General features: G+C 64.4%; 16 protein-coding genes. 8 read left to right on the top strand and 8 right to left on the bottom strand.

What is annotated here, in order from left to right; translation table 11 throughout:
• The first annotated feature begins 60 nt into the window (after positions 1 to 60).
• Entirely contained in the window at positions 61 to 900 is an 840-nt protein-coding gene (locus LMTR21_RS38305; protein ID WP_065752396.1) for a caspase family protein, read from the top strand.
• A 178-nt stretch (positions 901 to 1,078) separates the two neighbouring features.
• Here the strand turns inward: LMTR21_RS38305 and LMTR21_RS38300 are convergent, their stop codons facing one another.
• Positions 1,079 to 1,975 carry an efflux RND transporter periplasmic adaptor subunit gene (locus LMTR21_RS38300; RefSeq protein ID WP_065752395.1) on the bottom strand — a complete coding sequence of 299 codons (897 nt, stop codon included), beginning with the start codon at positions 1,973 to 1,975 and terminating at the stop codon, positions 1,079 to 1,081.
• Positions 1,976 to 2,398: 423 nt separating this feature from the next.
• On the opposite strand from LMTR21_RS38300, the gene LMTR21_RS38295 reads away from it, so the two are divergent.
• Positions 2,399 to 2,665 carry a DUF1127 domain-containing protein gene (locus tag LMTR21_RS38295; protein WP_084030560.1) on the top strand — a complete coding sequence of 89 codons (267 nt, stop codon included), beginning with the start codon at positions 2,399 to 2,401 and terminating at the stop codon, positions 2,663 to 2,665.
• A 167-nt stretch (positions 2,666 to 2,832) separates the two neighbouring features.
• Here LMTR21_RS38295 and LMTR21_RS38290 read toward each other — a convergent pair whose 3' ends face one another.
• Together LMTR21_RS38290 and LMTR21_RS38285 are read right to left on the bottom strand one after the other, a co-directional pair.
• Positions 2,833 to 5,286, bottom strand: a complete 2,454-nt coding sequence (locus LMTR21_RS38290) for an adenylate/guanylate cyclase domain-containing protein (RefSeq protein ID WP_065752393.1) — start codon at positions 5,284 to 5,286, stop codon at positions 2,833 to 2,835.
• Between the two features lie 199 nt (positions 5,287 to 5,485).
• A complete protein-coding gene (locus tag LMTR21_RS38285; RefSeq protein ID WP_065752392.1) occupies positions 5,486 to 7,564 on the bottom strand; it encodes an AsmA family protein in 2,079 nt (692 codons plus the stop codon).
• A gap of 217 nt (positions 7,565 to 7,781) precedes the next feature.
• Between LMTR21_RS38285 and LMTR21_RS38280 the strand changes: the two genes are divergently transcribed.
• Entirely contained in the window at positions 7,782 to 8,456 is a 675-nt protein-coding gene (locus tag LMTR21_RS38280; protein WP_065752391.1) for a Crp/Fnr family transcriptional regulator, read from the top strand.
• A 46-nt stretch (positions 8,457 to 8,502) separates the two neighbouring features.
• Positions 8,503 to 8,730: a hypothetical protein gene (locus LMTR21_RS38275; protein WP_065752390.1), complete on the top strand. Its 228-nt coding sequence runs from the start codon at positions 8,503 to 8,505 to the stop codon at positions 8,728 to 8,730.
• A 112-nt stretch (positions 8,731 to 8,842) separates the two neighbouring features.
• Here the strand turns inward: LMTR21_RS38275 and LMTR21_RS38270 are convergent, their stop codons facing one another.
• The 4 genes from LMTR21_RS38270 to LMTR21_RS38255 all read right to left on the bottom strand — a co-directional run bounded on the left by LMTR21_RS38270 (position 8,843) and on the right by LMTR21_RS38255 (position 15,379).
• Positions 8,843 to 12,007: an efflux RND transporter permease subunit gene (locus LMTR21_RS38270; RefSeq protein WP_065752389.1), complete on the bottom strand. Its 3,165-nt coding sequence runs from the start codon at positions 12,005 to 12,007 to the stop codon at positions 8,843 to 8,845.
• A complete protein-coding gene (locus LMTR21_RS38265; protein ID WP_065752388.1) occupies positions 12,007 to 12,930 on the bottom strand; it encodes an efflux RND transporter periplasmic adaptor subunit in 924 nt (307 codons plus the stop codon). The genes LMTR21_RS38270 and LMTR21_RS38265 overlap by 1 nt, the downstream gene beginning before the upstream one ends.
• Before the next feature lie 145 nt (positions 12,931 to 13,075).
• A complete protein-coding gene (locus LMTR21_RS38260; protein ID WP_065752387.1) occupies positions 13,076 to 13,747 on the bottom strand; it encodes an OmpA family protein in 672 nt (223 codons plus the stop codon).
• A 144-nt stretch (positions 13,748 to 13,891) separates the two neighbouring features.
• Positions 13,892 to 15,379 carry a caspase family protein gene (locus LMTR21_RS38255; protein ID WP_148636050.1) on the bottom strand — a complete coding sequence of 496 codons (1,488 nt, stop codon included), beginning with the start codon at positions 15,377 to 15,379 and terminating at the stop codon, positions 13,892 to 13,894.
• A 517-nt stretch (positions 15,380 to 15,896) separates the two neighbouring features.
• Between LMTR21_RS38255 and LMTR21_RS38250 the strand changes: the two genes are divergently transcribed.
• From LMTR21_RS38250 to LMTR21_RS38240, 3 genes are all read left to right on the top strand, one after another.
• Positions 15,897 to 16,703 (top strand): N-acyl homoserine lactonase family protein, encoded by an 807-nt coding sequence (locus tag LMTR21_RS38250; protein ID WP_065752385.1) that lies wholly within the window; start codon positions 15,897 to 15,899, stop codon positions 16,701 to 16,703.
• Between the two features lie 12 nt (positions 16,704 to 16,715).
• Positions 16,716 to 17,597: an NAD(P)-dependent oxidoreductase gene (locus LMTR21_RS38245; RefSeq protein WP_084030559.1), complete on the top strand. Its 882-nt coding sequence runs from the start codon at positions 16,716 to 16,718 to the stop codon at positions 17,595 to 17,597.
• 126 nt (positions 17,598 to 17,723) lie between these two features.
• Positions 17,724 to 18,068, top strand: a complete 345-nt coding sequence (locus LMTR21_RS38240; protein ID WP_084030558.1) for a RidA family protein — start codon at positions 17,724 to 17,726, stop codon at positions 18,066 to 18,068.
• 25 nt (positions 18,069 to 18,093) lie between these two features.
• Here the strand turns inward: LMTR21_RS38240 and LMTR21_RS38235 are convergent, their stop codons facing one another.
• Positions 18,094 to 18,621: a MarR family winged helix-turn-helix transcriptional regulator gene (locus LMTR21_RS38235; RefSeq protein WP_065752383.1), complete on the bottom strand. Its 528-nt coding sequence runs from the start codon at positions 18,619 to 18,621 to the stop codon at positions 18,094 to 18,096.
• A 212-nt stretch (positions 18,622 to 18,833) separates the two neighbouring features.
• On the opposite strand from LMTR21_RS38235, the gene LMTR21_RS38230 reads away from it, so the two are divergent.
• The gene (locus tag LMTR21_RS38230; RefSeq protein WP_065752382.1) at positions 18,834 to 20,447 is read left to right on the top strand and encodes an FAD-dependent oxidoreductase; all 1,614 of its coding nucleotides are present in this window, start codon (positions 18,834 to 18,836) and stop codon (positions 20,445 to 20,447) included.
• Positions 20,448 to 20,454: the final 7 nt, after the last annotated feature.

Here is a 20,454-nt window from a genome sequence, read left to right as displayed (position 1 = left end):
CGACTAACTGGCGCGGTCTTGCTCGGCGCCTTCAGACAGAAACTTGGGAATGGTAACGCGATGAACCTCGGTCAGCTCCACATTTCCCGCCGCAGCGTCACCATTGCCGTGGCGTTTGTCGGCCTGGTGTCGCTGGCGATCGGCGCCCATGCCGCGCTGAACAAGCGTTCGCTCGACGCCGCCAAGGCTGTTGGCACCGAGCAGACCGGCTCGATCGGGGCTTCCGGCAACCGCGTCGCGCTGGTCATCGGCAACGGCCATTATCCGGATGCGTCAGCGCCGCTGTCCCAGCCCATCAACGATGCCCGCGGCCTCACCGCTGCGCTGCGCGCCAAGGGTTTTGACGTCGACGTGGTCGAGGATGCCACCAAGGACGACATGGCCCGCGCCGTCGCCCGCCTGAAGGACAAGATCAAGCCGGACACGGTCGCGATGCTGTTCTTCGGCGGCTTTGGCGTCCAGGTCGGCCGCGAGAGCTTCATGATCCCGGTCGATGCCGCGATCTGGAAGGAGGGCGACGTCCGCCGCGACGGCGTCTCGATTGAGCAGGTGCTGGACGCGATGACCGAGAAGGGCGCCAAGGCCAAGCTCGTCGTCGTCGACGCGTCCCGCCGCAATCCCTATGAGCGCCGCTTCCGCTCTTACTCCCACGGCCTCGCCCCGATCTCGGCGCCGGAGAACGCGTTGATCCTGACCTCGGCGACGCCGGGCAAGGTCGCCGATGACGGCAAGGGCCAGTACAGCGTGCTCGTCACCGAGCTGCTGAACAATCTCAGTTCGCAGTCCGGCGCCGCCAGCGCCTTCAACAAGACCCGCATCTCGATCTCCCGCGCCTCCGATGGCGAGCAGGTGCCGCAGGTCTCCTCGTCCCTGATGGAAGACGTCCGCATCGGCGGGTAATTCGGGCTGTCATGCTCGGGCTTGACCCGCGCACCCATCAAGACATCGCTCTCTTTCGTCATGGCCGGGCTTGTCCCGGCCATCCACGTCTTTGCATCCGCCGAAATGTAGAAAGTGGATGCCCGGGACATCTGGCGCGAACGCGCTTCGCGCTTCTGCCCGGGCATGACGGTGGCCTCTACTTCGCGTCGGCGCTCGCCGTCACCGCCCGCACCGGATCGCCCTCGCGCAGCAGCGCGCCGGCGCGCGCCACCACGATGTCGCCTTCCTGCAGGCCGGAGGTGATCTCGACCTGGCCGGCCGCCATCAGTCCGGTCTCCACCCGCCGCGTTTCGACGCGGGCGCGCCGCACCACCTGCACCACGGTGCCGGCGGTGCCGTAGAGGATCGCGGTCAGCGGCACCGCGACGCCGCAGCTCTGCCCGGTCTTGATCTGCGCGCGGCCCGATGAATTGACCAGCAGGCGGCGGTTGGTGGTGACGCCGACGAACACTTGCGCGAGCTGGCTGTTCGGCTCCACGGTGGTCGAGAGCCGCCGCACCTTGCCGTCGACCTCGCCGGCGCCGATCACCTTGATCCGCGCGGTCTGGTTCACCTGCAGCTTCTGGATATCGCGCGTCGGCACCATGCCGACCAGGTCGAACTCGCCGCGCGCGATGATCGAGAACAGCGCCTCGCCCTTGGCTGAGGCCATCGCGCCGACCGACGCGGTGGAGGCCGAGACCACCCCCGCCACCGGCGCCTGCACCGTGATCGATCCGCCCTCGGGCAAATTCAGCTTCGCCATCGCCTGCCCCGCGGTAACGCTGTCGCCCGCATCCACCATCACCTCGGCCACCTTCAGCCCCATCCGCTCGGGCCGCACCTGCGTCTCCTCGCGCGGAATGATGGTGCCGGAGACCTCGACGATATTGGCAAAACAGGATTTCGCGGCCTTGAGCACGGTGACCGCGGCGCCCTTGGGGGCGGCGTCCTCGTCGGCAGCGAGGAGGGCGGTGGGGGAAAGGCAGAGCGCGCTTGCGACAATCACGGCAGTGAGCTTCGGCGTGAGATCGCGCGCAGCAAGAACGGGCATCGGCAATTCCTTCTCAAATTCAGGGCCTTGGATACCAGAAAGGGCACGTTGGCGCCAAGCGGGATTAATGGCTGTCGCCAGCAGCGATTTCTGTCGGCGCCACATTCCCGCGCTCATTGATTTTGTTTTGGCACGTGGAGAAATGTTCAACTCGTCGTGTTTCGAGACGTGCGTTCCGCGTTCCTTCGGAACAAGCGCAAGCGCGCTTATTGCCTGAGATGACGGATCGAGATCGTGCTGTTTGAAATCAATGGCGCATTAGTAGCAAAGCGACCTGTCCGCCGTAGCTCGCCAGAGCGAAGGCGGAAGCGGGCCCGCCATATCTCCCCGGCGCGACGCTGCTGACACCATGCTGGCAGCAGGCCTTCGGTAGAAAGGGAGGACAGGCAGGGCCAACGGGTTCCGGCTTTGGAGAACACAGCAATGACTGTTCTGACCAGCATACAGAGTTCCGCCACCAGGCCATTTGCGTTGCGAACTGCGGTTAGGCTGGCGCACCTGCGCCGTTTCATCAACCGCTTCTTCGCAGGCGTGATCGCGCGCCATGAGGCTAACGCCGTGCGCGCCGCGCTCTACCAGCTCGACGACCGCGAACTCAGGGATATCGGCATCTGCCGCGGGCAGATCGAGAGCAACCTTGAAGACCTTGCGCAGACCCGCGCGCGACTGCAGCAGCCGGGGTGGCATTGAGGGGGATGGGAGGCGGCGGCGCTGTGCGGCGCGCGTTACTTCGTCGTCGTCCCTGCGAACGCAGGGACCCATACGCCGCGGCCAGCGTAACGGGCACGCGGGGAGACGGCTTTGTTTCAACAACTCAGAGCAGTGGTTATGGGTGCCTGCGTTCGCAGGGACGACGGTTAGGATTTTTTCTTCAACCTTGCCGCGGCGGACGCGGCATCCACCACATTATCCACCGCCTCGCGCCAGCTCACGATCTCCGCCGCCAAAATCGGATGATTGAATCCCTTCAGGTTCAAATCATCGATCGGCCGACCCTCAACCCACTGCTCCACCATGCCGTAGACGCGCCTGGACACCACGATCTGGTTCGCCTTCGCCTCATCGCACAGCCGCGAGGCCAGATTGGTCACGCTGCCGATCGCCGCATATTCAAGCCGCTGCTCGAAACCGATCTGGCCGAGCGTCGCATAACCCAGCGCGATGCCGATGCCGAAGCCGAGATTGTGGCCGCGGTTGCGCCATTTCTCGGTCAGGCCGCCGACCGTGTCGCGCATTTCCACCGCCATCCGCACCGCGCGCGCGGTGTGGTCGTCGAACTGGATCGGCGCGTTGAACAGGATCATCACGCCGTCGCCGGCGTAGCGGTCGAGCGTGCCCTCATACTTGAAGATCAACTCGCCCAGGGCTGCATGATATTCGCGTAGCACGTTCATCGCCTCTTCCGGCTCGGTGGTCTCGGTGAACGCGGTGAACCCGCGCAGATCGCAGAACACCACGGTCACTTCGCGGCGGTGGCTGTCGAGCAGGCCCTCATGGCCGTCGGAGGAGGCGATCAGTTGCGCCACCTGCGGCGCGAGGAAACGCTCCAGACGCCGGATGCGCTCGATCTCGCCGAGCTGCGTCTCGACGCGCTCCTCCAGCGAGCGGTTCCAGTCGCGGAGCTGGTCGGTCTGCTCCTGCAGCTTGCTCGCCTGCTGGCTGACGATGCTGTTGGCGTCCTGCAGCTCGCGGCTCTTGTGGTCCACTTCGGTGAACAGCCGCGCATTGCGCATCGCCAGCACCGCCTGGTGCGCAAAGGTCTTCATCAGGCCGATCAGGTTGGCGGAGAAGTCGCCCTCGTTCCGCCGCAGCACCACCAGCGATCCCAGAATGCCGGTCTGGTCGACGAGCGGCACCACCAGCACCGAGTGGAAGCCCGCTTCGATCGCGACATCGCGCAGCGGATGTTCCGATATCGCGCTGAGCTGAGGAATCGCGATCGGCTCGCCGCTGGTGGCGGCTTCGCCGAGCGGAGAGTGGTCGGCGTCGATGGCGCGATGGCGGCCCTCGGCCGATTTGTCGATGCCGATCGCCTCGGTGAGGTTGAACTGATGATTGCCGGCGTCATAGCCATAGATCAGCACGGCGTCGGCGTGGGTGATTTCGAGCGCGCGCGCGGCGACCGTCGGCAGCACAGCGTTGAGGTCGAGCGAGGAGGCGACCGCGCGGCCGACCTCCTCGAGCACCTTGAGCTCGTTGATCGATTGCGCCAGGTCCCGCGTCCGCTCTTTGACCTTCGATTCGAGGTTCGAATAGGTCTCGGCGAGTTGCCCGGCCATGCCGTTGAACTGGTTGGCGAGCTCCTCCAGCTCGTCCGCGGTCTTCACCTCGATGCGGTGGCCGAAATCGCCGGCGCCGAGCCGCCGCGCGCCGGCCTGCAGCGCCGTGATCGGCACCAGCATGCGCCGCGCCATGATGGTGCCGGCGATGATCGCGACCACGAGACCGAGCCCGATCAGAAGCGCGATCCGTACCAGCTGATCGCGGATCGGCGTCAGCGCCTGCGCCGTCGGCTGCTCGAAGAACACGCGCCAGCCGAGTTTCGGCACCACGCTCGATGTCGTCAGCACGGCATCGCCCCTGATATCGCTGCCCGACGCCGGCGCGACGCCGCCGGGCCTGCTGACGGCTGCGACCTGCGGCAGCTTCGACAAATTCTTGCTGACCTCGGGCCCGGTCGAGGACGTGGCCAGCACGTCGCCCCTGGCGTCCGTGACATAGGCGTACGCCACCCTGCCGATCTGGGCGTCGATCAGGAACTCGGACAGGAAATCAAGATCGATCTCGGCGACGGTGATGCTGCCATCGGCATGCGACAGCACGATCGACATGAACGGCCGCTCGCCGCGGAAGTAGGCTGGGGCAAAACTGGTGCCGCGTGCGGCGGTCTCGGTCAGCCTGACGTCCCGGGAGAAGTCCGCGTTGCTGCCGGGCGTGACGATCTGGCGCGTCATGCGAAGCTGTTCGCGGCCCTGGGCATTGAGCAGCGAGAGCTGGCTCACCTGCTGCACCTGCCGCAGCAATTGCGCATAATCGTCGCGGCGCAGGTCCGTCGTGTTGGAGGAAGCACGCGTCACCCAGTTGATCTGCCGCTCGAGGTCGGACATCGATTGCTGGATTCGCTTGGCGGTCGCCTCCGCCTTTTCCGACATGCCGTCGTGGATCGAGCTCTTGATGCCGCGATAGGTGATCCAGATTTCCATCGCGCCGTTGACGGCCAGCACGAACACGACGAGCCCGACCAGCGCGACGACGTATTTGGCGAACAGCCCCTCGCGCAGAAACCAGACCCTGTCCTTGCCCTCGCTCATCCGGACCCTCGTGCGCCACGCCCAAGAATAGCGCGCGCAGCCGTTCGTCGCTTGTGGGGCATGCCACAATTGGCGCCCCGAAATGAGGGCCTTTTTAGCACGAATCGAGAGGGCCGGCCGACCGTTCGCCGGCATGGTTAGCCGCGATTTTAGGCAGAAATCACGCCATATTCGTCGTTCCGGTGTGAGCTTCGCAGCCTCACCGATTGAACAACTGCCGCAACACTTCGTTCATCGGCTGGCTGTCCTGCTGCGCGGTCGTATCGCCGGGCGGCGCCGGAGCGGCGGGTTCGGCCGGCGCTGGCGCAGCCTGGGTCGGCGCCTCGGCGGGCGAGGTTGGCGTCAGGCTGCGTTGACCGCCCGGCCGCGCGCCGCTCTGGCCTTGCCCTTGTCCTTGGCTCTGGCCCAATCCGCTCAGACCCTGCTGAATCAGATTGCCGATGGTCTCGCCGAGCTGGCCGCCGAGCGGCTCGTTCGGCTTGCCGGCCTGGCCGGTGCCGGGTGCATTGCCCTGTCCGCCACCCGTCCCCGGCTGTCCGCCGAGCAGGTTGCCGATCGCAGCGCCAAGCCCGGCGCCATTGGGCCCGAACAGGCCCTTGCCCATTTCTTTCAGCTTGGCATAGCCCGCCTCCGGATTGTCGAGGATGCCCTGCAATTCCGGATAGATCCGCGGACTCCCCCATGGGCCTTCGATCATCACGGGAATGCCGAACCCGACCGGATCGCCGGCGCGACCCTGGCCTTCGGTGGTCATCACGAGTTTTGGCTCAACGCGAAAACCGATCTGCTTGGTGCCGAGATCGATGGTGCCGACGCCGGTCATCTTCACCAGCGGCCCGACGAGATTGAGGTCGGTGGTCTGCGCCTGGCCCTTGTCGATCCTGAACGACGCCGACAATTGCGACAGATCCGTCGCTTTCTCCGCGCCCTCCTGCCAGCCCGACAAAGTACTCGCCGTCAGCGAGCGGATCATCTGCGCGACATTGAGCCCCTTGATCGCGCCGTCCTGAAACACGACGAAGGCGGTGCCGGCCATGTTCGACATGATCGCGCGCTGGCTGGTGCCGGAGGAGCGCACGCTGATCTTCGCCTGCATCTTGCCGTCAAGCTTGTCGAAATCGGCAAGGCCGCTCAGCAGCGGTAGCGCGCGCACGCCGGTGAGGTCGGCGCGCATCGCATAGGTGGGAGTGGCGGTCGAGACGTCGGCGGTCAGGTCGCCGCTGGCGTTGCCCTCATAGGCGCCGAGATTGGAAACCTGCGCCTTCAAGACACCGTTGGTGAGGTTGGCCTCGATCGCGGCGGGGGTGAAGCGCGCGTCGCCGACCTTGAGTTCGGCCGCGGAAATGCGCGCCTGCAGGTCGACGTAATTGAGGCCATTGACGTCGATCGTCGCATTGCTCCAGGGCTGCGCCGAGGAAGAATCGGTGCTGCGCGACATCGCGACCGTAAGCCGCTGGAAATCGAGGTCGAGCTTGACCAGCGGCTTGCTCGACAGATCGACCGAGGCCCAGCCGTTGAATGCGCCGTCGCCGAGCGCGCCGGTGACGCTGTTGATCATCACGACCGAGCCGTTGAGCCGGGCTTCGGCCTTGGCCGTGAGCTGCGCAGGCAGGAGGTCGGGTGCGTCGATCTTGATCTCGGCCGGGATGTTCTGACGCTCGACCGGGCTTGCGGGCAGCGCCGCCTTGATCTCGAATTTCAGCGGAGAGCTGCTGCTGCGTCCGCTGCCGGTCACCACCACTTTGCGGTCGGCATCGATGGTGATGTCGGCGTTAACGGTCTCGATTCTTCGCTCGACGCGGTCGCGCACATTGGAGAACACGATGGTGCCGCCGGTGACGCTGATATGCTCGATCGAAAAGTCGGCGGCGGACTTGCCGCTTGCGGGCTTCGCGGCGGAGGTAGCGTCCCTCGCGCGCTCGCGTTGCAGCGGCAGATTCACCACCGGGCGGATGATCACGAGGTCGGTGATTTGGGGCTTGCCGGCCCACACGCTCGCAAGCGTCACGTCGGCCTCGATGACCGAGGCCGCGAAGCGGCGGTTGATGTCGCGATCGCTCGGCGGCTGCAGCGTGACGTCGTACAGCCGGATGTTAAGCTGCGGCCACAGGCCGACCTTGGCGCCGCCATTGATGGCGAGCTTGTAGCCGGTCTCGCGCTCGACCCGCTCCTGGATCTGCGCCGTCAGGTAGCCGGAGGGGACGCCGATCACCAGCAGCAGCGCGATGACGACGACCACGGCGACGATGGCGGCGCCGGCAATTTTCAGTGCTCTCATATCGATATTCCAGACCGCGCAAACGGCTCTTATTTCGGTGGCTCGACACGCCGTCGCAACCGGTCAGGCGAGCTTATCCCGGAAAGGGATAGCGCCCAAAGCAGCCAAAAATATTCCGCAGCTGCTGCAAAGTTATGTGACTTATGACACACTTGCCGGCAGGAGAAACCTGCTAACGGCGTTCGGGGGCGGTAAAGCCGATCTGGAAGGCAAGACAATGAGCAAACAGGCCGAATTTGCGGTCATTTTGAAAATGAACCCGATGTTCGCCGATCTGGGCGCTGACGAATTGCAGCGCATTTCCGGCCTTTGCCACACCCAGCAGCTCGGCATCGGCGAAATGTTGTTCCAGAAGGGCGATCCTGGCGACGCCCTGTACGGCGTCCGCCGCGGCCAGATCCGGATCGAGACCGGCGCCTCCGACGGCAGCCGCCTGACGCTGAATTTCATGGGCCCCGGTGACCTCTTCGGCGAGGTCGCCGTGCTCGACGGCCAGAGCCGCACCGCGGACGCTACCGCCGGCGAGCCGTCGGAACTGTTCGTGCTGCGGCGCGAGGATTTCCTCGCCTTCCTTGAGCGCGAGCCCAAGGTCGCGATCAAGATCATCATGCTGTTGTGCCAGCGCATCCGCTGGCAGAGCGAACGGATGGAAGAATCGGTGCTGCAACCGCTGCCGGTCAGGTTGGCGCGGCGCCTCTGCGCGCTGGCTTCCGATTTCGGTTCCGAAGTCCATATCTCGCAGGAACAGCTCGGCGTCTTCGTCGGCGCCGCCCGCGAAAGCGTCAACCGTCAGCTGCAGCTCTGGCGCAAGGACGGCATCCTGGACCTGCAGCGCGGACGGATATTGCTGCAGAACATGACCAAGCTGACGGCGGTGGCGAGGAACGAGTAGGTTACTGTCCGTCGTCAGGTATCGCCTGCTGCCGTACAATGATCGCATGAACAGGATACTCAAGGAAATGATCGAGCATGCCGAGACCTGGCCGCTCGAGGACCAGCAGGAGCTTGCCGAATACGCCCGCGAGATCGAGGCGCGCCGGACAGGCGTTTACACGATGTCAGACGACGAGCGGGTGGCGGTCAGCAGGGGGCTGGCTGAGGCCGATCGTGGGGAATTCGTGTCGGACGAGCTGATTGCCGAAGCCGACAAGCGCCACGACGGATGAGGGTATGCTATACGCCCGCGGCGTTCTCCGATCGAGAGCGAATATTTGAGAGAGCGATCCGCAACTGGTGCGGCAAATGTCGCGGCAAGTTTGCGTGAAGCGGTGCGTTCCCTCACTTCGCCGCAGGCCACATCGCCGGTGGCGGGGAGGGCGGGCCCTTGGTGGCGGGCGGCTCGCCATGATGATCCGCCTCGTGACCGGCGGGCTCGCTCTCGCCGCTGGAGACGAGTAGTTTCTGGCCCAAGCGCCAGCACAGGGCGCCGATATCGTCCATCACCATGAACATCGCCGGCACGAACACCAGCGACAGGATGGTGGAGAAGATCAGGCCGCCGATCACCGCGAGCGCCATCGGCGAGCGGAATTCGCCGCCAGCGCCGAAGGCGAGCGCTGACGGCATCATGCCGGCGGCCATCGCGATCGTCGTCATCACGATCGGGCGGGCGCGCTTCATGCCGGCGTCGATGATCGCCTCGTCGCGCTTCTTGCCCTCGCGAATTGCCTCGACGGCGAATTCGACCAGCATGATGGCGTTCTTGGTGACGATGCCCATCAGCATCAGGATGCCGATCCACACCGGCGTGGTGAGCTGCTTGCCGGTCAGAAGCAACGCAATGATCGCGCCGCCGATCGAGAGCGGCAGCGAGAACAGGATGGTGATCGGCTGCAGGAAGGTGCCGAACAGCAGCACCAGCACTGCGTAGACCATCATCAGGCCGGCGGTGATGGCGGTGGCAAAACCTTCCGACAGCTCGTTGAGGCTTTCGGCGTCGCCGGACGGGCTCACCCTCACGCCCTTCGGCAGGCTCTTCATGACCGGGAGCTCATATATCATCCTGGTCGCGTCGCCGAGCGCTGCGTTGCCCACGAGGTCGGCGGCCACCGTCGCCTGCCGTTCGCGGTCGTAACGGTTGATGCTGGTCGGGCCCTGATCGAGCTGGATGTCGGCAACGACCGACAGCGGCACGCCGCCGCGTTCGCCGCGTTGGCCGAGCGGTACCCGCAACTGCTGCAGCATCTGCAGGTCGCTGCGCGCGCTGTCCTCGAGCTGGACGCGGATCGGCACCTGACGGTCGCCGGCGTCGAATTTCGCCAAGGCCGGACCGACGTCGCCGATGGTAGCGACGCGGATCGTCTGCGACAGGCTTTCGGTGGAGACGCCGAGCCGCGCCGCCAGTTCGGCGCGTGGCCGGATCCGAAGCTCGGGCCGGTCGAGCGCGGTTTCCGAGATCACGTTGGCGATGATCGGAATCCGCTTCATCTGCGTCGCCAATTCGCTGGCGACGTTGTTGACGATGTTGCTGTCGACGCCGGTCACAACAAGCGAAATCGCACGCAGGCCGTTTTCGTCGAGGAACCAGAAACGGATATCGGGAACGTTTTCGAGTTCCTGGCCGATCTCGAGCTCGAGCTGCCGCTGGGTAATCTTGCGATCGGCTTTCGGCGTGTAGTTGATGATCAGCGCGGCGCGGCGAACTTCCTGCGTTCCCGGCGGCACCCTTCCGCCATCGACGAAGATGCTCTTCACTTCGGGCCGCTTGCGCAGGCGGGCGACGATTTCTTCCGTCACCTTTTCGGTGTAGGCGAGCTGCGAGCCGGGCGGCAATTCCATCGCGAGCAGCGAGCGCGCGGTGTCCTGCGCCGGCAGGAAGCCTTGCGGCAGCAGCGTGATGCTCCAGATCGACGCCGCGAACACGCCGAAGCCGATCAGCACGGTGATGAAGTAGTGCTTCACCGACCAGGTCACGAGCCTGGTGTAGGTCTGCAGGATGCGCCCGGGCGGCGGGTCGTCGTGCGGGTGATCCTTGAGGAAGTAGGCCGCGAGCACCGGCGTGACGAAGCGCGCGGCGAGCAGCGAGAAGAACACCTGCACCGACACCGTGATGCCGAACTGCTTGAAGAACTGCCCGGCTATACCTGACATGAAGCTGGCGGGTGCAAAGATCGCGATGATGGTCAGCGAAATCGCGATCACGGCGAGGCCGATTTCGTCGGCAGCTTCGAGTGCCGCACGGTAGGGCGACTTGCCCATGCGCATGTGGCGCACGATGTTCTCGATCTCGACGATGGCATCGTCGACCAGAATACCCGTCGACAGCGTGATAGCGAGGAAAGAGACCAGGTTGAGCGAGAAGCCGAGCAGGTCCATCACCCAGAACGCCGGGAAGATCGACAGCGGCAGCGAGATCGCGGCGATAATGGTGGCTCTGATATCGCGCAGGAACAGGAGCACGATGATGACGGCAAGGATCGCGCCCTCGAACAGGGTCGAGATCGCTGCTTCATAATTGCCCTTGGTGAAGTCGACCGAGGTGTCGATCATCTTCAGGTCGACGTCGGGATAGGCGACTTTCAGCGCATCGATACGCTTCTGCACGGCGGCCGCCACCACCACGTCGCTGGCGCCCTTGGAGCGCTTGATGCCGAGCGCCACCACGGGCTCGCCGTTGAAGCGGGCAAAGGTCCGCCGGTCGGCGATGGTGTCGGTGACGGTGCCGAGATCGTCGAGCCGTACCTCGCCGCCGCCGAACAGCGGGATCATGGTGCCGGCGAGTTCGTTCAGCGTCTTGGCGCCGGCCAGCGTGCGGATCGCCTGGTCGTTCTTGCCGATTTCGGCGCGGCCGCCGGCGAGGTCGACATTGGTGCCGCGCAGGATCTGGCTCACATTGACGGCGGTGAGCCCGGCCGCCTGCAGGCGGTCGGGATCGAGCGACACAAGGATCTCGCGCTCGACACCGCCGATGCGCTCGACCTGCGCCACGCCGCGCACGCCCTGCAGCGCGCGCTTGACGACGTCGTCGACGAAATAGGAGAGCTGCTCCGGCGTCTTGCCCGGCGAGATCGCGGCATAGGTCACGATCGGCAGGCCGATCACGTCGACGCGCTGGATCAGCGGTTCGTTGACGTTTTGCGGCAGGTTGGCGCGAACGCGGGTGACGGCGTCCTTGACGTCGTTCAGGGCGCGGTCGGTGTTGGTCTCCAGCGCGAACTGGATCGTCGTCACCGACAGGCCGTCGGTGATCGACGACGAAATATGCCGCACGCCTTCGACGCCGGATACGCCGTCCTCGATGGTCTTGGTGACCTGCGATTCCAGCTCCGCGGGAGCGGCGCCGAACTGCGCGACGGCGACCGAAATCACCGGGATGTCGGCGCTAGGCAGCCGCGTCACCGCGAGCTTGGTGAAGCTGACCCAGCCCAGGACCAGGAGAATGATTGAAAAGACGACCGATGGAAGCGGGTTCCGGATCGACCAAGCCGAGATATTCAAAGCCATTAGCGTGCCCGCGTGCGTTCGAGTTCGTCGGCGAACATGGTCTTGACCTGGTCGCCGTCGTGCAGCGAGGTACCAGCATCAGCCACGACGATTTCGCCGACGTCGAGGCCTTCAAGAATTTCAGTTGAGGTTTCGGAGGTCAGGCCGACCCGCACCTTTCGCGTCTCGATCGTGTTGCCCTTGACCACCTGCAGGGTCAGGCGGTCGATGGCGGTGCGCGGGACGGCGACGCCGCAGGAACGCTTGGCGTCGATATTGGCGCGGGCAAACATGCCGACCTTGAGCGAGGGATTGTTGTTGAGCGAAATCCGCACCTTGCCGAGCTGGGTGGTGCGGTCGATCTGCGGCGAGATCTGCCGGACCTTGCCGACGACATCGGGCGCATCGTCACGGCTGATGCGAACCGTAGCGCCGGGATTGAGCTTGAGCAGATGAACGCTCGGCACTTCGGCTTCCAGCTCGATTTCATTGTTCACGGAAATGCGGAACATCGGGCCGGCCTGCGGCGAGGCCGGCGCGCCGATCGCGGTCCGCGCCTCGGTTACGAGGCCGGCCGCCGGCGCGCGAAGCGAGATCGGCCCGGGCCGGCCGGCGGGGGCGCCTGGCATTTGCGGCGGCGCGGTGAGGCGCGCCATCTCCTGGTTTTCGGTAACCGTGTCGCCTTCCTTGACGAAGAGGTCGGTTACCCTCGAGCCTTCCTGATCGACGCCGACCTGCGCCTCGCGGCGCGGCACGATGAAGCCGGTAACGCGGACCATGTCGGAGAAGCAGGCATTGGTGGATTTGGTCACGATCACCAGCGCCTGGCCCGGCGTATCCTTTGGTTCGGCCCGCGGACGGTGCTCGAACCAGTAATAACCAGCGGCGACAACGACAACGAAGGTCGTTCCGAGCGCAGGTTTGAGGTATTCGGAGAATTTCATCGCCGCATCAATCCAGACTGAAAGTCAAATTAAACGGGCTCATTGAGCCGGCCGACGGCCTGCAATGAAGCCCAAAACGAATACGTCCCGCACGCGGGGCTGCGGGACGTATTGTAGCCGGAAACGGTTGCTCGGCGCCACGCCCTTACTTGGCCGACGCCGTCGCCTTGTTTTCCATGTTCACGACCTGGACGCGGCGGTTCACTTCCGCCAGCGGTTGGCTCGCATCCTTGAGCTTGCTCTTGCCGTATCCGACAGTGACGAGGTCGGTGCCGTTGATGCCATATTTGTCGACGAGATAGCGCTTGATCGCATCGGCCCGGCGCTCGCTGAGGTCCTGGTTGTAGGCCTCGCCGCCGGCCGCGTCGGTATGGCCAGCGACCACGAAGGTCGAGCCCTTGAGGTCATTGTTGGTGAGCGCGCGACCCAGCGCCTGAACTGACGGCAGCGACCTCGCACTGATATCGGCCGAGTTGTAGTCGAAATTGATCTCCAGATCGATCTTGGGCTTGTCCTTGACGATGGTGGCGATTTCCTCGCGCTCGGCGCTCGAGAGCGACCGCGTGGAGCGGCCGCGGAACTTCTGGACGAATTTGCTTTCGGCGGCGGTCACGGTCGGATCGACGGTCTGCTGCGGGCCAACCGAGAGGCCGCGGGTGAGCGGCTTCTTTTCGGGCGCCAGCGCGCGGATGATCTGATCCTCGGTGACGTTCTTGTCCTGGGCCAGGGCGGTTCCCGCACTCAAGGAAACGGCGGCGCCGAGCACCGCGACCGAGACGATTGCGGTTAGGGTTTTCGTTGCCGAGAAATTCGCCATTGCTGTTCCCTCCTGCGGGCTTCCCACGCGGTTCCGTATTGTCCAAATGAGCTGCCGGGGCGTGATGGCGGCCGGCTGCTATGCTTTAGTCTATGCGCTGGCCACAGGGTTCGAGTGGCCGCCAGCCTTCACTTAAAAAAATCGTCACTGCACCCCGTAATCAGCGAACTCCTTGACGATGTTGGGGTCCATCGCTTTCGCGTTATTGATGTCCAGATCACCTTCCGGGATCGAGCCATTGCGCTTCTTGGCAAGGCCGCGGCCGTACAGCGACGAGGTCAATCTCGGGTTGATCTTGAGGGCCGCATCGAAATCAGCGATTGCATTCTTGTTCTGGCCGCTCTTCAGGTTGACGAGACCGCGGCTGTCGAGCGCGTCGACGAAATTCGGCCGCAGCCGCAGCGCCTCGTTGCAATCCTTCAGGGCCGCCTGCAGGTCGCCGATCACCGTGCGGGCCCAGCAGCGGTTGTTGTAGGCTTCCACATCCTTCGGGTTCAGCCGCAGCGAATTGTTGAAGTCCTTGATGGCGAGTTCGTAAGCGCCCTTGCTGGCATAGACCTGCCCGCGTCGGTACAGCGCGGCAGCGTCGTCCGGATTGTCATTGAGCTTGGTGGTCAGGCTCTTGATCGTCGGGTCGTCGGCCAGCGCGAGCACGCTCGGGCTGGGACTCTCGACCGGCTTGGCCGGCGGTGGAGGTGGCGGAATCGCGGCCTCAACCGGCTTTGGCGGCGCCGGAGGAGGTGGTGCGGGCGCAGGCGCAGCTACCTGGGGCGCGGCAGGTGCGGGAGCCGGCGGAGGAGGGGCGGGGGCCGGTGCGGGAGGTGAAGGTGGCGCGGCGGCCACGGGAGCTGGTGGCGGGCTCGCCGGTCGCGGACCGGCGCCACCAGGGATAAAGGAGAAATCTTCCGCCAGCGACGACGAGATCCACGGCACCTGCTCCTGGCGCGAGGCGCGGGTGACGCCGACGCGGGTGCGGTTCAGCGTTTCTTCCGCCATCAGATCGGGGGTGCGGATTTCCTTCAGCAGCTCTTTCACAAACAAGCTGCGGTCGCTGCCATTGTCGGAAACGACCGACGAGAGCGCCGCCGAATACATCACCAGCGTGCCGTTCGGCGCGATCACCGGCGCCAAGCCGGCGGAAAAGCTGCGAAACCGGCGCTCGAACGGATTGCGCCTGGAGGCGTCGATCAGCGCGATCTTGACCCCGGCACCACGGCTGTTGATCTCGCCGAGCACGGTCTCGAGGCTGAAACCGTCACGACGAACGTCGGGCTCGGTCCAGATCTGCGCATCGACCGGGATCATGTAGCTCTGACGGCTCGACTGCACGCCAAAGCCGGAGAAGAAGATCAGTGCGACCGACCCCGGCTTGATCTTGCCATAAAGGCGCTCGAAGGCGCGGCGCATCTGCTCGCCGGTCAGGTTCTCGCCGATGTCGACGTTGAAGCCGTCGCGCTTGAGCTCTTCGGCGATGTCGCGCGCATCGTTGATCGGCTCCTTGAGCGGCGCCTCGGCGTCCGGATATTTCGCGTTGCCGATCACCAGTGCATAACGTTCGCCGGCTGCGAACGACGGGGCGACCGACGCCACCGCAAAAAACAGGGAGAAAAACAATACGAGGCGGGTTTTCATATTGACGGCAATCCAGCCAAAATGGCGCCGATACCAGCTTGCGCCGCGGCGACCATACTCTACGCTCCCTGCATTATCAAACCGCGCGCATTGCCCGTCAACCGCTTGCGATCGCATCACTAATTGCGACAAATAACCGCGACCGCACGTCGCGAATGAAGCCGAGTTAACAATCGAGTTAACAATGTGGACCGGCGGCAACACCTGAGGCGTGATTGGGCCATTGCAACTGGTTCCCGATCCGCTCGACCATGCTTTCGTCCATCGCCGGCCGCGTCCGAATATGACGGTCTGCTCTGCGAAGGCGGGGGTCCGATACGCCGCCTGTCGAGTTGATCGCCGCTGCTCTGGAATTGCGGATCGTCCTCAGTGGCAACCGCCGATGGTATTGTGATCCCTCTCACATAGCTCTGCAATTGTTACGCGGTCGTCATTCGCGCGCTGCGTTTGACCTTTGCGAATGACAATGGCTTGCTGCCGCATCGCCCAGGTTCACAACAAAAGAAAAGCGACACCGATGGGAAATGCCTACGAAATCTACGCGCTGCGCTATGCGACGATGTCGCCGCGCACCCCCCATTTGAATTTTCTGGTCCCCGATCCGCACGACACCACGGCGCAGGACCTCGATTATTTCGTCTGGCTGGTCCGAGGGGTCGGCCGCGACATCCTGGTCGATACCGGATTCAACGCCGAAGAGGCGAAAGCGCGTGCGCGCAAGCTCACGCTCAATCCGGTCGATGCGCTGGCGAATTTCGGCGTCGCCGCCGATACGATCCGCGACGTGATCGTCACCCATTTGCACTATGACCACGCCGGCAATCTCGATCGTTTCCCGAACGCGCGGTTTCATCTGCAGGAGCGCGAGATGAGCTACGCCACCGGACGCTGCATGTGCAACGGCATGCTGCGGCATCCGTTTTCGGTCGAGCACGTCACGACCATGGTGCGTCATGTCTATGGCGACCGCGTCACCTTTCATTCCGGCGATGGCGAGATCGCGCCCGGCGTGAGCGTGCATCGGGTCGGCGGCCATTCCGACGGCTTGCAGGTGGTGCGCGTGGAAACCGCGCGCGGTCCGGTCGTGCTGGCGTCGGACGCGGCGCATTACTACGCCAATCTGCACAAGCGCAGCCCGTTTCCGATCGTCTACAATGTCGGCGACATGGCGCAGGGCTGGGAAACCGTCGAGCGGCTGGCCGGCCATCCCGACCGCTTCATTCCCGGCCACGATCCGATCGTCAGCGAGATCTACCCGCGCGCCAGCGACAAGGTCGATGCGTTCGCGCTGCATCTCGTGCCCTCGCGGTCCTTTGCAAAATAGGCTCAGCTAAAAATGCCGGAATACAAGACAATCGGCTTCATCGGCCTCGGCGTGATGGGCGAGCCGATCTGCCGCAATCTCGTGAAGAAGAGCGGCAAGCGCGTTCTTGCCTTCGATCTGTCGGCGGAGCCGCTGGCGCGGCTCAAGGCCGACGGTGCCGAGGTGGCGGCCTCCGTTGCCGACGTGATCAAGCAAAGCGATCTGCTGTTTCTGTGCCTGCCGAGCGCCAAGCATGTGCGCGCCGTGTACGAGGGCGACGGCATTCTCAAGAATGTTCGCAGCGGCCAGATCGTGGTCGACCTCGGTACGTCCTCGGTCAGCCAGACCCGCGATTTCGCGCGTCAATTGCAGGCCAGGAGCGCAGCCTGGGCCGATGCGCCAATCGCGCGCACGCGGCAGGCGGCGCAGGTCGGCACGCTCAGCGTCATGGTTGGAACGACGCCTTCGCTTTACGCCGATATCGAACCGCTGATCCGCTGCTTTGCCACCGACGTTACCCATTGCGGCGATGTCGGCGCGGGACAGGTGACAAAAATCCTCAACAACATGGTGCTGTTCGAAACCGTCAACGCGCTGGCCGAAGCGGTGGCGGTCGCAAAGCATAATGACGTCGATCCAAAGCTGCTGCTCGATACACTCTCAAAGGGTTCAGCCGACAGCTTTGCGCTGCGCAATCACGGCATGAAGGCGATCGTGCCGGGTAATTACCCGGAGCGCGCGTTCTCGACCGAATATGCGCTGAAGGATCTGTCCTACGCGCTGGAGCTCGCGTCCGACGCCGGCATCAGGATCCGTGGCGCAGAACTGATCGGCACCGTGTTGCAGGAAGCGATCGATGCGGGATCGGGAGATAATTATTTCCCGGTCATCGCGAAACATATTGATCGGTTATGAACGTCGTCATTCCGGGATGGTCCGAAGGACCAGACCCGGAATCTCGAGATTCCGGGTCTGGTCCTTCGGACCATCCCGGAATGACGGTGCACACCATACTCTGATAGCTGTTAACCGGAGACGATCATGATTCAACGCTTTGCAGGGCTCACACCCACCCGCAGCCGTGCCGTCGCGCACGACGATCTGATTTTCACGGTGGCGGTCGCGCCCGATCCGGTCAGTCCCTCGATGTACGAGCAGAGCGTCAAGGCGCTCGCCCGGATCGACGAAAGCCTCGCTCTGTGCGGCACGGACAAGAGCAAGATCCTGTCGGCGATCGTCTATATCGCCGACATCAAGCAGAAGGCCGAGATGAACCGCGCCTGGGACGAATGGGTCGACCGCAAGAATCCGCCGATGCGCGCCTGCCTCGGCGTCGATCTCGAACCGCCGCATATCGTGGAGATCGTGGTGACGGCGGTGAAGTGAGCCGCGAGGCCCGCGCTCGAGCCGGTCAGTAAGCCTCTTTCGCATCCGCCTCTTCGCTGGTCTGCACCAGCTCTAGGCTTTCTTCGATCTTGCCGAGCAGCCGCGCGAAATCCCGACGCTCCTGCGCGGAAAGGCACGAGAGAATCTCCTGCTCCTTGCGCAACAGGCGCGGGATCAGTTCCTCGTAGAGCTGTGCGCCCTTGCGTGTCAGGCGCAGGCGGAACTCGCGGCGGTCATCCTCGTTCTCGACGCGCTCGATGATCTGCCGCTTCATCAGCGATGTGACGGCGCGGCTGATGGTGGATTTGTGGGTGCGGGTGCAGTGGGCAATATATTGCGCGCTGCAGGCATCGTGTCGGAAGCCGAGCGTCGCCAGCACGCGCCATTCCGGAATATCGAGGCCGTAGCGGGCCGCATACTCGACCGAGAGTGCGGAGCTGACTTCCGCCGCCAGCCGGTTGAGCTGGAACGGCACGAATTTGAAGAGATCCAGCCGCGCGACCTTCTTCGGCGCACTCTCCTCCTGCGGACCGGCCGCCATTTCGCCTGACATCGCTTTTGGCAAGAACAGCCTCGATTTCGGTTGACGCCGGACCCGGCCCGGGGTTTAAGATAGTTGCAGGTGAGACTAATTTAGCAGGACCACAGGTTACTAGCTAGCGTTTTCAGGCGAAGCATGTCCTCGGACTTGATCCGTGGATGGATACCGGTTCGCGCCAAGAAAACGCGTCAAAACAAGATCTCTAGTCACGGGGTTGAGCCCGCATGGCGCTGACTAAAACCCAGTTCGGCTATCGTCGCCACCCCGATCAGGATCGGGCGGGCGCCGATATCGCCGAACATGCCGTGGTCGTGGTCGGCGCGGGTCCCGTTGGCCTGTCGCTGGCGATCGATCTGGCGCAGCGCGGGCAATCGGTGGTGCTGCTCGACGACGCCGACCGGATCGGCGAGGGGTCGCGGGCGATCTGCTTCTCCAAACGCTCGCTCGAATTCTGGGACCGGCTCGGCATCGGCCAGCGCATGGTCGACAAGGGCGTGGTGTGGAGCGTCGGCAAGATCTTTCACGGCGAGTCCCAGCTTTATCAATTCAACCTGTTGCCGGAGGAAGGCCACAAGCGGCCGGCCTTCATCAACCTGCAGCAATTCTATGCCGAGGCCTATCTGGTCGATCGCGTCGAGGAGCTGCCCGCCATCGACCTGCGCTGGCGCAACAAGGTGACGGGGCTTGAGCCGCGCAACGACGGTGTGGTGCTGACGGTCCAGACGCCTGACGGGCCCTATCGGCTGGCGGCGCAATATGTCATCGCCTGCGACGGTGCCCGATCCTCGCTGCGGCAGATGGTGGGTGCGGAATTTGCCGGCCAGGTGTTCGAGGACCAGTTCCTGATCGCCGACGTCAAGATGACCGCGGCATTCCCGACCGAGCGCTGGTTCTGGTTCGATCCGCCGTTCCATGCCGGACGCTCGGCGCTGTTGCACAAGCAGCCCGACGACATCTGGCGGATCGACCTGCAGCTCAATCGTTTTGCCGATCCCGCCGTCGAAAAGCTGCCGGAAAACGTTCGGCCGCGCATCGCCCGCATGCTCGGGCACGACAAGTTCGATTTCGAATGGATATCGCTGTACAAATTCCAGTGCCGGCGAATGAACAAGTTCGTCCACGGCCGGGTGATCTTTGCCGGCGATGCCGCGCATCAGGTGTCGCCGTTCGGCGCCCGTGGCGCCAATTCCGGGCTGGAGGATGCCGAAAATCTGGCGTGGAAGCTCGACCGCGTGCTGCGGGGAACATCGCCCGAGGCGCTGCTCGGCAGCTACCACATCGAGCGAAGCGCCGCGGCCGACGAGAACATCCGTGAATCCACCCGCTCGACCGACTTCATGGCGCCGAACTCCCACCAGGAGGGGCGGCTGCGCAAGGCGGTGCTGTCGCTCGCCAGGGAAACCGAGTTCGGCAAACGCATGGTGAATGGCGGACGGCTCTCGACGCCCTCGATCTACGAGACGCCGCTGTCGACCGCCGATGGCGACCCTTGGCGCGGCGGGCCGCGTCCCGGCGCCTCGATGCCGGACGCGCCGATAACAGGGCAGGGCGGCGAACCGATCTATCTCACCGAAGCTTTCATCGGCGCCGGAACAGGGTTCACGCTGCTGGAGTTTAGCAATGGCGCCGCGTCGGAACGGCCCGACGGACTGGGCACGATCCGGATCGGCGGCAAGGGCGGTCTGGCCGATTCTGCGGGCCTTGCCGCCCGGCGTTACGATGCCGAGCCCGGCACCGCCTATCTGCTGCGCCCCGACGGCTATGTCGCGGCACGCTTCCGCCACCCGACGCGGGCGGCGCTCGATGCCGCGCTGGCGCGCGCCGCAGGCCATATTTGAGGTTTCG

It is taken from the genome of Bradyrhizobium paxllaeri, assembly GCF_001693515.2.
In the GTDB taxonomy this organism is placed as follows: Bacteria; Pseudomonadota; Alphaproteobacteria; order Rhizobiales; family Xanthobacteraceae; genus Bradyrhizobium; species Bradyrhizobium paxllaeri.
This window is presented reverse-complemented; position numbering and strand designations above follow the sequence as displayed.